The sequence below is a fragment of the Streptomyces sp. NPDC003042 genome, assembly GCF_053591315.1.
In genome coordinates this window covers 16,582-30,408 of sequence record NZ_JBSFTP010000014.1, presented here as the reverse complement: position 1 = coordinate 30,408, position 13,827 = coordinate 16,582, and the positions used below count along the sequence as shown (strand labels likewise).

11 protein-coding genes are annotated in these 13,827 nt (G+C 70.3%); 8 read left to right on the top strand and 3 right to left on the bottom strand.

All coding sequences use genetic code 11. The annotated features are described in order from the left end of the window. Positions 1-139 precede the first annotated feature (139 nt). The 4 genes from secD to ACWDYJ_RS10690 all read left to right on the top strand — a co-directional run bounded on the left by secD (position 140) and on the right by ACWDYJ_RS10690 (position 6,177). Positions 140-1,939: a protein translocase subunit SecD gene (gene secD, locus ACWDYJ_RS10705; RefSeq protein WP_451565154.1), complete on the top strand. Its 1,800-nt coding sequence runs from the start codon at positions 140-142 to the stop codon at positions 1,937-1,939. Between the two features lie 3 nt (positions 1,940-1,942). Further along, on the top strand, positions 1,943-3,007 hold the full coding sequence (secF, locus tag ACWDYJ_RS10700; RefSeq protein WP_451565153.1) for a protein translocase subunit SecF: 1,065 nt from the start codon (positions 1,943-1,945) through the stop codon (positions 3,005-3,007). Next, positions 3,004-3,558 (top strand): adenine phosphoribosyltransferase, encoded by a 555-nt coding sequence (locus ACWDYJ_RS10695; RefSeq protein ID WP_451565152.1) that lies wholly within the window; start codon positions 3,004-3,006, stop codon positions 3,556-3,558. The genes secF and ACWDYJ_RS10695 overlap by 4 nt, the downstream gene beginning before the upstream one ends. 195 nt (positions 3,559-3,753) lie before the next feature. After that, complete coding sequence (locus ACWDYJ_RS10690; protein WP_451565151.1) at positions 3,754-6,177, top strand: RelA/SpoT family protein; 2,424 nt, start codon at positions 3,754-3,756, stop codon at positions 6,175-6,177. A gap of 134 nt (positions 6,178-6,311) precedes the next feature. On the opposite strand, the gene ACWDYJ_RS10685 is transcribed toward ACWDYJ_RS10690, so the two are convergent. Further along, the gene (locus ACWDYJ_RS10685) at positions 6,312-7,541 is read right to left on the bottom strand and encodes a DUF349 domain-containing protein (protein ID WP_451565150.1); all 1,230 of its coding nucleotides are present in this window, start codon (positions 7,539-7,541) and stop codon (positions 6,312-6,314) included. Positions 7,542-7,727: 186 nt separating this feature from the next. Beyond that, a complete protein-coding gene (locus tag ACWDYJ_RS10680) occupies positions 7,728-8,504 on the bottom strand; it encodes a peptidylprolyl isomerase (RefSeq protein ID WP_451565149.1) in 777 nt (258 codons plus the stop codon). Positions 8,505-8,655: 151 nt separating this feature from the next. Here ACWDYJ_RS10680 and ACWDYJ_RS10675 point away from each other — a divergent pair, with 151 nt between their 5' ends. The 4 genes from ACWDYJ_RS10675 to ACWDYJ_RS10660 all read left to right on the top strand — a co-directional run bounded on the left by ACWDYJ_RS10675 (position 8,656) and on the right by ACWDYJ_RS10660 (position 12,818). Beyond that, positions 8,656-9,378, top strand: coding sequence for an MBL fold metallo-hydrolase (locus ACWDYJ_RS10675; RefSeq protein WP_451565148.1), 723 nt, complete (start codon positions 8,656-8,658; stop codon positions 9,376-9,378). Positions 9,379-9,388: 10 nt separating this feature from the next. After that, on the top strand, positions 9,389-10,651 hold the full coding sequence (gene hisS / locus ACWDYJ_RS10670; RefSeq protein WP_451565147.1) for a histidine--tRNA ligase: 1,263 nt from the start codon (positions 9,389-9,391) through the stop codon (positions 10,649-10,651). A gap of 155 nt (positions 10,652-10,806) precedes the next feature. Continuing rightward, complete coding sequence (locus tag ACWDYJ_RS10665; RefSeq protein WP_451565146.1) at positions 10,807-11,424, top strand: vitamin K epoxide reductase family protein; 618 nt, start codon at positions 10,807-10,809, stop codon at positions 11,422-11,424. 41 nt (positions 11,425-11,465) lie between these two features. Further along, positions 11,466-12,818 carry a replication-associated recombination protein A gene (locus tag ACWDYJ_RS10660; RefSeq protein ID WP_451565145.1) on the top strand — a complete coding sequence of 451 codons (1,353 nt, stop codon included), beginning with the start codon at positions 11,466-11,468 and terminating at the stop codon, positions 12,816-12,818. Between the two features lie 46 nt (positions 12,819-12,864). Here the strand turns inward: ACWDYJ_RS10660 and ACWDYJ_RS10655 are convergent, their stop codons facing one another. Further along, positions 12,865-13,773, bottom strand: a complete 909-nt coding sequence (locus tag ACWDYJ_RS10655) for a DUF2470 domain-containing protein (protein WP_451565144.1) — start codon at positions 13,771-13,773, stop codon at positions 12,865-12,867. Between the last annotated feature and the right edge of the window lie 54 nt (positions 13,774-13,827).

The following is a 13,827-nucleotide window of genomic DNA, read 5'->3' as shown; positions in this document are numbered from 1 at the left end:
ACCGCGGTGGCGCCTGACCGGCGGCCGCCGCGGTCCCCGCCAGTGAACTTCTGCGGGGGGCAGGGGTCCCCACCACACATTTCGTGGCCGTCCCCGCGCTGACCCGGCGCGGGACGGTTGGACAGGGAGAAACGACAAGGTGGCAGCACCGAAGAAGGGCCGGCGGCCCACGGGGGCTCAGGGGAGGCCGGGGCGCGCCCTGGCCATCATCCTGATCGCGATGGTGGCGCTCACCGCGGGGATGTTCCTCACGAAGCAGACGACCCCCCGCCTGGGCATCGACCTCGCGGGCGGTACGAGCATCACGCTCAAGGCCAAGAGCGAACCCGGCAAGCCGGACGCGATCAACGAGACCAACATGAACACGGCGGTCGGCATCATCGAACGCCGCGTCAACGGTCTCGGCGTCTCGGAATCCGAGGTCCAGACTCAGGGCCGCGACCACATCATCGTGAACATCCCCAAGGGGACGAACGAGCAGCAGGCGCGCGAGCAGGTCGGTACCACCGCCCAGCTGTTCTTCCGCCCCGTGCTGGCCTTCGCCGACGGCGCCCCGATCGCCCCCGAGGCGACCCCGAGCACCTCCCCGAGCCCCTCCGCGGGCGGTTCCAGCCCCCCGAAGGCGGAAGGCAGCACCAAGCCCTCCGCTTCGGCCACTCCGTCGTCCAGCGCCACTTCCCAGGGCCGCGTGCTCAGCGAGGCCCTCAAGGCCCCGGCCGCCCCCACTCCCTCGCCCTCGGCGAGCGAGTCGAAGAAGGCAGACGACAACAAGGCTCCGACCCCGAGCCCGACCCCGACTCCGGTCCCGTCGGGCCCCGACGCCGCCGTCGCGGACCTCCAGGCCCGGTTCGCCGCGCTGGACTGCACCGACGAGGCGCAGCGCGCCGCCGTCGGCCAGAACGTCAAGCCCGAGGACCCGATCCTCGCCTGCGGCCAGCGCGGCGACGCCTGGGGCAAGTGGGTCCTCGGCCCGGCCCAGGTCAACGGCCAGGACGTGAAGGACGCCAAGGGCATCATCGACCCGCAGCGCGGTATCTGGATCGTCACGATGCAGTTCACCGACACGGGCGCCGACAAGTTCGCCAAGATCACCGGTGAGCTGTCGACGAAGCAGTCCCCGCAGAACCAGTTCGCGATCGTGCTCGACGGCGAGGTCATCTCCGACCCGTCCGTCAGCCAGGCGCTCACCGGCGGCAACGCGGAGATCTCCGGCGGGTTCACCCAGCAGTCCGCGCAGGACCTGGGCAACATGCTCTCCTACGGCGCCCTGCCGCTCTCCTTCAGCGAGGACAGCGTCACCACCGTCACCGCCGCGCTCGGAGGTGAGCAGCTGAAGGCCGGTCTGATCGCCGGCGCCATCGGCCTCGTCCTCGTCGTGATCTACCTGCTGGTGTACTACCGCGGTCTGGCCTTCATCGCCATCGTCAGCCTCCTGGTCTCCGCGGTCCTGACCTACACGATCATGGCGCTGCTCGGAAAGGGCATCGGCTTCGCGCTGAACCTGCCCGCCGTCTGCGGCGCGATCGTGGCGATCGGCATCACGGCGGACTCGTTCATCGTGTACTTCGAACGCATCCGGGACGAGATCCGCGAGGGCCGCACCCTGCGTCCGGCCGTCGAGCGCGCCTGGCCGCGTGCCCGGCGCACGATCCTGGTCTCCGACTTCGTGTCGTTCCTCGCCGCCGCGGTGCTCTTCATCGTCACCGTCGGAAAGGTCCAGGGCTTCGCCTTCACGCTGGGTCTGACCACCCTGCTCGACGTGGTCGTGGTGTTCCTCTTCACCAAGCCGATCATGACGCTGATGGCGCGTACGAAGTTCTTCTCCAGCGGTCACCCGTGGTCCGGGCTGGACCCCCAGCGGCTCGGCGCCAAGCCGCCGCTGCGCCGGTCCCGCCGCAGCGCCCCGGTTCCCGCCCCCGTCGACGCAAAGGAGGCGTGAGAGATGTCGAAGCTGGGAGATCTCGGCGCCAGGCTGTACCGCGGTGAGGTCGGCTACGACTTCGTCGGCAAGCGCTTTCTCTGGTACGGCGTTTCCATCCTGATCACCATCACGGCGATCGTGGCCCTGGCGGTTCAGGGCCTCAACATGGGCATCGAGTTCAAGGGCGGTGCCGTCTTCACCACCCCGAAGACGGCCGTCTCCGTCGCCCAGGCGACGGAGGACGCGGAGAAGGTCTCGGGCCACGACGCGATCGTCCAGGAGCTCGGCACCGGCGGCCTGCGCATCCAGATCTCCGGTCTGGACACCGACTCCGCGGCCGACGTGAAGAAGCAGCTGGCCACCGACCTCAAGGTCACCGAGGCCGACATCAACGCGGACCTGGTCGGCCCCAGCTGGGGCGAGCAGATCGCGAACAAGGCCTGGACCGGCCTCGGCATCTTCATGGTCCTCGTGGTGATCTACCTCGCCATCGCCTTCGAGTGGCGGATGGCCGTCGCCGCGCTGATCGCCCTGATCCACGACCTCACCATCACCGTCGGCATCTACGCGCTGGTGGGCTTCGAGGTCACGCCGGGCACGGTGATCGGTCTGCTCACGATCCTCGGTTACTCCCTCTACGACACCGTCGTCGTCTTCGACGGTCTCAAGGAGGGCTCGAAGGACATCACGAAGCAGACCCGCTACACCTTCAGCGAGATCGCCAACCGCAGCATCAACGGCACGCTGGTCCGCTCGATCAACACCACGGTCGTGGCGCTGCTCCCGGTCGGTGCCCTGCTGTTCATCGGCGGCGGCTTCCTGGGCGCGGGCATGCTCAACGACATCTCGCTGTCGCTGTTCGTCGGCCTCGCGGCCGGTGCGTACTCCTCGATCTTCATCGCGACCCCGCTGGTCGTGGACCTGAAGGAGCGCGAGCCGGCGATGAAGGCGCTGCGCAAGCGGGTGCTCGCGAAGCGGGCGGCCGCGGCGGCGAAGGGCGAGGCGGCCGACGGGGACGAGGACCACGTGTCCGACGACGCCCCGCAGGACGTGGCCCCGGCCGGTCCGGGGAGGCGGCGCCGGTGACCACCGCCTGTACGCCCGAGGTCCGCGAACTGCTGCTGAGCCGGATCAAGGACGTCCCGGACTACCCGGTGCCGGGCGTGATGTTCAAGGACATCACCCCGCTGCTCGCCGACCCGAAGGCCTTCACGGCACTGACGGAGGCGCTGGTGGACCTGGCCTGCCGCTACGGCGCGACGAAGATCGTCGGACTGGAGGCGCGCGGGTTCATCCTGGCGGCTCCGGTCGCCGTGCGGGCGGGCATCGGGTTCGTGCCCGTACGCAAGGCCGGGAAGCTGCCGGGCGCGACGCTCGCGCAGTCCTACGCGCTGGAGTACGGCACGGCGGAGATCGAGGTCCACGCCGAGGACCTGTCGGCCGGTGACAAGGTCATGGTCATCGACGACGTCCTGGCCACCGGCGGTACCGCCGAGGCGTCGCTGGAGCTGATCCGGCGGGCCGGGGCCGAGGTCGCAGGGGTGGCCGTCCTGATGGAACTGGGCTTCCTCCCGGGCAGGGCAAGGCTGACCGCCGCGCTCGCGGGGGCCCCGCTGGACGCGCTGATCGTGGTCTGACCCCGTAGTGCCGAAGCGGCGGGTTCCGGGACTTCCCGGGCCCGCCGCTTCCGCGTGCGGCAGGGCCGGCGCAGACCTGGGCAGGTGTGGGGGAACAGGGTGACGCAACCCTCGCTACCATGGGTTATCCGGACCTGACCGGGGCCCCGGATCCTCCCCCGGACTCCGCCCGGGGGACCCCCAGGAGGAGCGCTCTTGCCAGACGAGGTCCAGCCCCTGCCCGCCGCGCAGCCCGACCCGCAGGCCGAGTCGGCCGCGGCGGCCGCCGCCACGCCCCAGCCGACCCCGCCGGTCAAGCCCGCTCCCGCGAAGTCGGCCGGGTCCTCCAACCGTGTCCGCGCCCGGCTCGCGCGCCTCGGCGGCCAGCGTTCCACCCCGTACAACCCGGTACTGGAACCCCTTCTCCGCATAGTCCGCAGCAACGACCCGAAGATCGAGACGGCGACGCTGCGCCAGATCGAGCAGGCGTACCAGGTCGCCGAACGCTGGCACCGCGGCCAGAAGCGCAAGAGCGGCGACCCGTACATCACCCACCCGCTCGCGGTGACGACGATCCTCGCCGAGCTCGGGATGGACCCGGCCACCCTCATGGCGGGCCTGCTGCACGACACCGTCGAGGACACCGAGTACGGACTTGAGCAGCTGCGCCGCGACTTCGGCGACGCCGTCGCCCTCCTCGTCGACGGGGTCACCAAGCTCGACCGGGTCAAGTTCGGCGAGGCCGCCGAGTCCGAGACCGTGCGCAAGATGGTCGTGGCGATGGCCAAGGACCCGCGCGTCCTGGTCATCAAGCTCGCCGACCGCCTGCACAACATGCGCACCATGCGCTACCTCAAGCGGGAGAAGCAGGAGAAGAAGGCCCGCGAGACCCTCGAGATCTACGCGCCACTGGCCCACCGCCTCGGCATGAACACGATCAAGTGGGAGCTGGAGGACCTCGCCTTCGCGATCCTCTACCCCAAGATGTACGACGAGATCGTCCGCCTGGTCGCCGAGCGGGCGCCCAAGCGCGACGAATACCTCGCGATCGTCACCGACGAGGTGCAGGCGGACCTGAGAGCGGCCCGCATCAAGGCCACCGTCACGGGCCGCCCGAAGCACTACTACAGCGTCTACCAGAAGATGATCGTCCGAGGCCGTGACTTCGCGGAGATCTACGACCTGGTCGGCATCCGCGTCCTCGTCGACACGGTCCGGGACTGCTACGCCGCCCTCGGCACGGTGCACGCGCGCTGGAACCCGGTCCCCGGCCGGTTCAAGGACTACATCGCGATGCCCAAGTTCAACATGTACCAGTCGCTGCACACGACGGTCATCGGGCCCAGCGGCAAGCCGGTCGAGCTCCAGATCCGCACCTTCGACATGCACCGCCGCGCCGAGTACGGCATCGCCGCGCACTGGAAGTACAAGCAGCAGACCGTCGCCGGCACCTCCAAGGTCCGCACCGACGTCCCGCACGCCGCCAAGGGCACCGCCGGCCAGGACACGGTCAACGACATGGCCTGGCTGCGCCAGTTGCTGGACTGGCAGAAGGAGACGGAGGACCCGGGCGAGTTCCTGGACTCCCTGCGCTTCGACCTCTCCCGCAACGAGGTCTTCGTCTTCACGCCCAAGGGCGACGTCATCGCGCTGCCCGCCGGCGCGACGCCCGTGGACTTCGCGTACGCGGTCCACACCGAGGTCGGCCACCGCACGATCGGCGCGCGGGTCAACGGGCGGCTCGTACCGCTCGAATCGGCCCTCGACAACGGTGACCTGGTCGAGGTCTTCACCTCCAAGGCCGAGGGGGCGGGCCCGTCCCGCGACTGGCTCGGCTTCGTCAAGTCCCCACGGGCCCGCAACAAGATCCGCGGCTGGTTCTCCAAGGAGCGCCGCGACGAGGCCATCGAGCACGGCAAGGATGCCATCGCGCGGGCCATGCGCAAGCAGAACCTGCCGATCCAGCGCATCCTGACGGGCGACTCCCTCGTCACCCTCGCGCACGAGATGCGCTACCCCGACATCTCCTCCCTGTACGCGGCGATCGGCGAGGGCCACGTGGCCGCGCAGGGCGTCGTACAGAAGCTGGTGCAGGCCCTCGGCGGCGAGGACGCGGCCAACGAGGACCTGGAGGAGAGCATCCCGCCGGCGCGCGGGCGCAGCAAGCGACGGGGCAGCGCCGACCCCGGCGTGGTCGTCAAGGGCGTCGACGACGTGTGGGTCAAGCTGGCCCGCTGCTGCACCCCGGTGCCGGGCGACCCGATCATCGGCTTCGTCACGCGCGGCAGCGGCGTATCGGTTCACCGCGCGGACTGCGTCAACGTCGACTCCCTCTCCCAGCAGCCCGAGCGGATGCTGGAGGTGGAGTGGGCGCCGACCCAGTCCTCCGTCTTCCTGGTCGCCATCCAGGTGGAGGCGCTGGACCGGTCCCGGCTGCTGTCGGACGTCACCCGGGTCCTGTCGGACCAGCACGTGAACATCCTCTCCGCCGCCGTGCAGACCTCGCGCGACCGGGTGGCCACCTCGCGGTTCACCTTCGAGATGGGCGACCCGAAGCACCTGGGACACGTCCTGAAGGCCGTACGGGGCGTGGAGGGCGTCTACGACGTCTACCGCGTGACCTCGGCCCGCAGCCGGTAACTCGGCACAGCGAAGGGCCCCGGTACGGATCTTCCGCACCGGGGCCCTCGCGCTTGGCACCTCAGCCATCGATTGAGCAACCCCCACGGCGGGCAACCACCTCCGCGAGTGCGGCGCCGCTTCAGGCGCAAAGATCAGCCGCCGAACTCCTCCAGGCCCTTCAGCGCCTGGTCCAGCAGGGCCTGGCGGCCCTCCAGTTCCCGGGCCAGCTTGTCGGCCTTCGCGTTGTTCCCCGCCGCGCGCGCCGCGTCGATCTGCTCACGCAGCTTGTCGACGGCCGCCTGCAGCTGCCCCGTGAGACCGGCCGCGCGCGCCCGCGCCTCCGGGTTCGAACGGCGCCACTCGCCCTCCTCGGCCTCCTGGATCGCCCGCTCCACGGCGTGCATCCGGCCCTCGACCTTGGGACGGGCGTCCCGCGGCACGTGGCCGACGGCCTCCCAGCGCTCGTTGAGGGACCGGAGCGCGGCACGGGCCGCCTTCAGGTCGGTCACCGGGACGAGCTTCTCCGCCTCGGTGGCCAGCTCCTCCTTGACCTTCAAGTTCTCGACCTGCTCGGCGTCGCGCTCCGCGAAGACCTCGCCGCGCGCCGCGAAGAACACGTCCTGCGCACCGCGGAAGCGGTTCCACAGGTCGTCCTCCGACTCGCGCTGCGCCCGGCCGGCCGCCTTCCAGCTGTCCATCAGCTCGCGGTACCGGGCCGCCGTCGGACCCCAGTCCGTCGACTTCGACAGCGCCTCGGCCTCCGCGACCAGCTTCTCCTTCGCCTTGCGGGCGTCCTCGCGCTGCGCGTCCAGCGCGGCGAAGTGCGCCTTGCGGCGCTTGGAGAAAGCGGACCGGGCGTGGGAGAAGCGGTGCCACAGCTCGTCGTCCGACTTGCGGTCGAGCCGGGGCAGGCCCTTCCAGATGTCCACCAGGGCGCGCAGCCGCTCGCCCGCGCTGCGCCACTGCTCGCTCTGCGCCAGCTGCTCGGCCTCGGCGACCAGCGCGTCCTTGGCCGTGCGGGCCTCGTCCGCCTGCTTGGCCTTCTGGACCTTGCGCTCCTCGCGCCGCGAGTCGACGGTCGACACCAGCTTGTCGAGCCGTACGCGCAGCGCTTCGAGGTCACCCACGGCGTGGTGCTCGTCCACCTGCTTGCGCAGGTGCTCGATCGCCGCGTGGGCGTCCTTGGCGGACAGGTCGGTGGTCCGCACCCGCCGTTCGAGGAGGCCGATCTCGACCACCAAGCCCTCGTACTTGCGCTCGAAGTAGGCCAGGGCCTCCTCGGGGGTGCCCGCCTGCCACGAGCCGACGACCTGCTCGCCCTCGGAAGTACGCACGTACACGGTGCCGGTCTCGTCGACTCGGCCCCACGGGTCGCTGCTCACAGCGCCTCCTCCACCTGATGCCCGCGAGGGGTTCACCCCCGGGCATCGTCCACAGTTTCCTGGGGCGGGCAGCGCCCGCCCTGCACAACGCCAACATAGGCGACCTCCGGGCCGGCTGTCCGCATCCCGCACGACGCAATATCGACTTACGGGGGCGGGCCGGCCGGGGAGGGCCGCCGTGCTCCGTCAGTTCTTGGTGACGGCGCCCTTCTCGATGGTCACGGGGGTCTTCGGGGCGCCGTCCGGGGCTCCGTCGGCCGTCCCGGCCTTGGCGACGTCCTCCAGGACCTTCATCCCGGCCGCGTCGATCTTGCCGAAGGGCGTGTACGTGGGAGCCAGCGGGCTGTCCTTGTAGACGAGGAAGAACTGGCTGCCGCCGCTGCCGGGCTGGCCGGTATTCGCCATGGCCACCGTGCCGGCCGGGTAGATCACCTGGCCCTGCTCGTTCGGCTTGCCCAGGGCGTCGAGGTTCTCGTCCGGGATGTTGTAGCCGGGGCCGCCCGAGCCGGTTCCCTCAGGGTCACCGCACTGGAGCACGAAGATCCCGGCCGTCACCAGGCGGTGGCACTTCATGTTGTCGAAGAAGCCCTTGTCGGCCAGCGACTTGAACGAGTTCACGGTCTGCGGGGTCTTCGCCGCGTCCATCTCGAACTTGATCTCACCGGCACTGGTCTTCAGGTCGAAGGTGTACTTCGCCTTGTCGTCGATCGCCATCGCGGGCGGCGACTGCTTGGGCGTGGCCGAAGGGGACGGGGAGTCCGCGGCCGGTTCGTTCGTCTTGTCCTTGGTGTCGAAGACGCCACCGGCGACGAGGCCGACCAGAGTGGCGATCACCACGGCCGCCGCCGCACCGATCACCGCCAAGCGCTGCCGCGACTTGCGGCGGGCTTCCATCCGGCGCTTCTGCTGGCGCTCGTACTTCTCCCTGGCGAGCTGTCGCCGACGCTGATCGCTCGTGACCACCGGTCGTCTCCTTGTGCGTCTCTGGTACCGCTGTCCGGGCTGGGCTAGGCCGTACCGTATATGGGTTCGCTGTGTAATGAGCCGCGCCGGTAGGCTCTGAGCAGCAGATTCCCATCCGCTGCCTCCCGCCGGACGACGATTGAGGACGAACGTGCTGATTGCCGGGTTCCCCGCCGGGGCCTGGGGGACCAATTGCTATCTGGTCGCCCCCGCCGCCGGTGAGGAGTGCGTCATCATCGACCCGGGCCACCAGGCCACCCAGGGTGTCGAGGAGACGCTGAAGAAGCATCGGCTCAAGCCCGTCGCGGTCGTCCTCACCCACGGCCACATCGATCATGTGGCCTCGGTGGTCCCGGTGTGCGGAGCACACGACGTACCGGCCTGGATCCACCCCGAGGACCGCTACATGATGAGCGACCCGGAGAAGGCCCTCGGCCGCTCCATCGGGATGCCCCTCATGGGCGAGCTGACCGTGGGGGAGCCGGACGACGTCCGCGAGCTGACCGACGGCAGCCGTCTGAAGCTGGCCGGGATGGAGTTCTCGGTGGCGCACGCGCCCGGGCATACCAAGGGGTCGGTGACCTTCCAGATGCCCGAGGCGGCGGACGTCCCGTCCGTCTTCTTCTCGGGCGATCTGCTCTTCGCCGGCTCCATCGGACGCACCGACCTGCCCGGCGGCTCCCACGCCGAGATCCTCGAGTCGCTGGCCCGTGTGTGCCTGCCGCTCGACGACTCGACCGTGGTGCTGTCCGGCCACGGTCCCCAGACCACCATCGGGCGCGAGCGCGCGGCCAACCCGTATCTGCGGGAAGTCGCGGCAGGCCTGGGAGCGAGCCCCAGTGAGGGCGCGCCCGCTCCACGACGAGGAATGTGACGAGACTTTCGTGAGCACCTTCAAGGCCCCCAAGGGCACGTACGACCTGATCCCGCCGGTCTCCGTGAAGTACCTGGCGGTACGCGAGGCCATCGCCGCCCCGCTGCGCAACTCCGGTTACGGCTACATCGAGACGCCCGGTTTTGAAGACGTCGGCCTCTTCGCCCGCGGGGTGGGCGAGTCCACCGACATCGTCTCCAAGGAGATGTACGCCTTCGAGACCAAGGGCGGCTCCCAGCTGGCCCTGCGCCCCGAGGGCACGGCTTCGGTCCTGCGCGCGGCACTGGAGGCCAGCCTGCACAAGCAGGGCAACCTGCCGGTCAAGCTCTGGTATTCCGGTTCCTACTACCGCTACGAGCGCCCGCAGAAGGGCCGCTACCGCCACTTCTCGCAGGTCGGCGCCGAGGCGATCGGCGCCGAGGACCCGGCGCTGGACGCCGAGCTGATCATCCTGGCCGACCAGGCGTACCGCTCGCTGGGCCTGCGCAACTTCCGGATCCTGCTGAACTCGCTGGGCGACAAGGAGTGCCGTCCGGTGTACCGGGAGGCGCTGCAGTCCTTCCTGGGCGGGCTGGACCTCGACGCGGAGACCGTGCGCCGGGCCGAGATCAACCCGCTGCGCGTGCTCGACGACAAGCGCGCCGACGTACAGAAGCAGCTGGTCGGTGCGCCGATGCTGCGGGACTACCTGTGCGACGCGTGCAAGGCGTACCACGAGGAGGTGCGCTCGCTGATCACCGCCGCGGGGGTGGCCTTCGAGGACGACGAGAAGCTGGTGCGCGGACTGGACTACTACACCCGGACCACCTTCGAGTTCGTCCACGACGGTCTGGGTTCGCAGTCCGCGGTGGGCGGCGGCGGCCGCTACGACGGCCTGTCCGAGATGATCGGCGGACCGGCGCTGCCGTCGGTCGGCTGGGCGCTGGGCGTGGACCGTACCGTGCTCGCTCTGGAGGCCGAGGGCGTGGAGCTGGACATTCCGGCGGCGACGTCGGTGTTCGCGGTGGCGCTGGGCGAAGAGGCCCGCCGGGTGCTGTTCGGGAAGGTCACCGAGCTGCGGCGGGCCGGGATCGCGGCGGACTTCTCGTACGGGGGCAAGGGCCTCAAGGGTGCGATGAAGGACGCGAACCGGTCGGGTGCGCGGTTCACGATCGTCGCCGGCGAGCGCGACCTCGCCGAGGGTGTCGCGCAGCTGAAGGACATGCGGTCCGGGGAGCAGTCCCCGGTGGCCCTGGCCGAGCTGGTGGACGAGGTCCGGGCCCGTCTGGCCTGACGGTTCGCGCCGGTGGGGGCGGGGTGGGGGAGGAGCCGCTGCGCGGAGCTTCGCCCGGCCCCGCCCCTTCCTTATGCCCATCGAACGGTGGTCACGGGGCCCGATGCGGCACAATGGCCAGTGCTTGTCGACCTTGCGGATGTGGAGCGGGCGGTATGACGACACGAGGCACGAACGGGGACACCGCCCCGAGCACGACGTTCGGCGGCAGCCGGGCCCTGGCCCTGCTGCTGGTGATCACCGGAGCCGCGGGGCTGCTCGCCGCCTGGGTGATCACCATCGACAAGTTCAAGCTGCTGGAGGACCCGAACTTCACGCCGGGCTGCAGCCTGAACCCGATCGTCTCCTGCGGCAACATCATGACGAGCGACCAGGCGGCGGTCTTCGGCTTCCCGAACCCCATGCTGGGACTGGTCGCCTACGCGATCGTGATCTGCGTCGGCATGAGTCTGCTGGCCGGGGCCCGGTTCCGCCGCTGGTACTGGCTGACCCTGAACGCGGGCACCCTCTTCGGCGTCGTCTTCTGCGCCTGGCTGACCTACCAGTCGCTGTACACCATCAACTCGCTGTGCCTGTGGTGCTGCCTGGCCTGGGTCGCCACCATCGTCATGTTCTGGTATGTCACCGCGTACAACGTGCGCACGGGGCTGCTGCCCGCTCCCGGCTGGCTGCGAAGCTTCCTCGACGAGTTCACCTGGGTCCTGCCCGTGCTGCACATCGGGATCACCGGGATGCTGATCCTGACGCGCTGGTGGGACTTCTGGACCTCCTGACGCCCGTCGGGACTGTCGGTGGGCTCGCATAGGCTTCAGGGGTGGAACCAGATCTCTTCACCGCCGCCGCTGAGGACCGCCAGCAGAAGGACCCGTCGAGCTCGCCGCTCGCCGTCCGGATGCGTCCGCGCACCCTTGACGAGGTGGTCGGCCAGCAGCACTTGCTGAAGCAGGGCTCGCCGCTGCGGCGGCTGGTCGGGGAGGGTGCCGGGGGACCGGCCGGCGCCTCGTCGGTGATCCTCTGGGGACCGCCCGGCACCGGCAAGACCACCCTGGCGTACGTGGTCAGCCAGGCGACGCAGAAGCGGTTCGTCGAGCTGTCGGCGATCACGGCGGGCGTCAAGGAGGTACGGGCGGTCATCGAGGGCGCCAAGCGGGCCGCCGGCGGATACGGCAAGGACACCGTCCTCTTCCTCGACGAGATCCACCGCTTCAGCAAGGCGCAGCAGGACTCGCTGCTGCCGGCCGTGGAGAACCGCTGGGTCACCCTGATCGCGGCCACCACGGAGAACCCGTACTTCTCGATCATCTCGCCCTTGCTCTCGCGTTCGCTCCTGCTCACGCTGGAACCGCTGACGGACACGGACCTGAGCGCGCTGCTGCGGCGTGCGCTCACGGAGGAGCGCGGCCTGGGCGGCGCGGTGACCCTGCCCGAGGACGCCGAAGCCCACCTGCTGCGGATCGCGGGCGGTGACGCCCGGCGCGCGCTGACCGCGCTGGAGGCGGGAGCCGGATCCGCCATCGCCAAGGGCGAGGACGAGATCACCCTCCAGACGCTGGAGGAGGCGGTGGACCGGGCGGCGGTCAGATACGACCGGGACGGCGACCAGCACTACGACGTGGCGAGCGCGCTGATCAAGTCGATCCGCGGCTCGGACGTGGACGCGGCGCTGCACTACCTGGCCCGGATGATCGAGGCGGGAGAGGACCCGCGGTTCATCGCGCGCCGACTGATGATCTCCGCGAGCGAGGACATCGGGCTCGCCGACCCGACGGCCCTGCCGCTCGCGGTGGCCGCCGCCCAGGCGGTGGCGATGATCGGCTTCCCGGAGGCCGCCCTGACCCTGTCGCACACCACCATCGCGCTGGCACTCGCCCCGAAGTCGAACACCGCCACGACCGCGATCGGCGCGGCGCTGGCCGACGTACGGGCGGGGCTGGCGGGGACGGTGCCGCCGCACCTGCGCGACGGGCACTACAAGGGCGCCGCGAAGCTGGGGCACGCGCAGGGGTACGTGTACCCGCACGACGTGCCGGGGGGCATCGCCGCCCAGCAGTACGCGCCGGACGAGATCCACGGCAAGCGGTACTACGAGCCCACGCGGTACGGAGCCGAGGCGCGCTACGCGGACGTGGTGGACAAGGTCCGGGAGCGGCTGCGCGGCGGGTCCTGACCTGCGGGCGGTCTGCGCGGCGACGCATGCCGCCCGACGGCCGGCATCAGTGCGAGGCCGCCCAGAACAAGGTGTGCATCGCCCGGCGCAGGCCGCAGATGTCCGTCACCGGCTCCGGGAAGTCGAAGCGTGCGTCGAAGGAGCCCGCGTCGCCCCCGGTGAAGCGCACCCGCAGGCCCAGGCGGTCCAGCGAGAGCGGGACGGCGGTCATGTCCCGCGCCTCGCGGGGGCCCAGCAGCCCGCGGAGGTCGGCGATCCGCTCGCCGTGGGCGGAGCTCAGGTGCTGGAGCAGCTCCGTCTCGTGGGCGACCATCGGGTCCGGTTCGGCGGCGGCCAGCTCGTCCGGGTCCACGTGCTCGGCGCCCCACAGGTCGTCCACCGAGATCTCGCCGACCTCCAGGCGCAGCAGCATCCACGCGGGGCGCCCGAAGCAGGGGGAGTCGAGCGACTCCGACATCCCGAGCAGCTCACCCACCGGCTGGCGCTCGGCGAGCAGCGCCGCGCAGGCCGCGCGGTCGTCCCCGCGCACCGGTGTGAGCCACCCCGCCAGCCATGCGCGGCCTCGGATACGATGGGGCACGGACACCGGCGCCACGTCCGTGATCTCGATCACGGCGGTGAGGTCGTCGTCCTGGGCGTGAGCGGCTGCCCTGGCAGCCGCGGATTCCCCTGAAACAAGGAGAATCACGTCCCCGTCCGGGGTGACGGTCCGAGCGGCCGGCACTCCTGTCCCGAACTCCTCGGATTCTCGGCTGTCGCGAGCACCCGGGAGCGTGAGGGATACTGAGGCGTTGGACTCTACGAGGGTTCGTACGCGTTCGGCTCCGGTGAGCTGCCGAACGCCTTCCCTGGGACGCGGCTGACCTTGCTTATCGTCGTCGAAAGCGGATTCCGTTTCGTTGGAACCCGAACTTCGATGCGCACTGGGCAGGGGGATCCCATGTGGTCGAGACATTACGTCCTCCTCGCTAAGGTAAGCCTCACCTAACTTACATGGAGGTAGGTTCCA

Coding starts and splice junctions, on each gene's coding strand:
- ACWDYJ_RS10655 (WP_451565144.1), bottom strand. CDS start 13,773: ATGTCTCGACCACATGGGATCCCCCTGCCCAGTGCGCATCGAAGTTCG.
- ACWDYJ_RS10665 (WP_451565146.1), top strand. CDS start 10,807: ATGACGACACGAGGCACGAACGGGGACACCGCCCCGAGCACGACGTTC.
- secF (WP_451565153.1), top strand. CDS start 1,943: ATGTCGAAGCTGGGAGATCTCGGCGCCAGGCTGTACCGCGGTGAGGTC.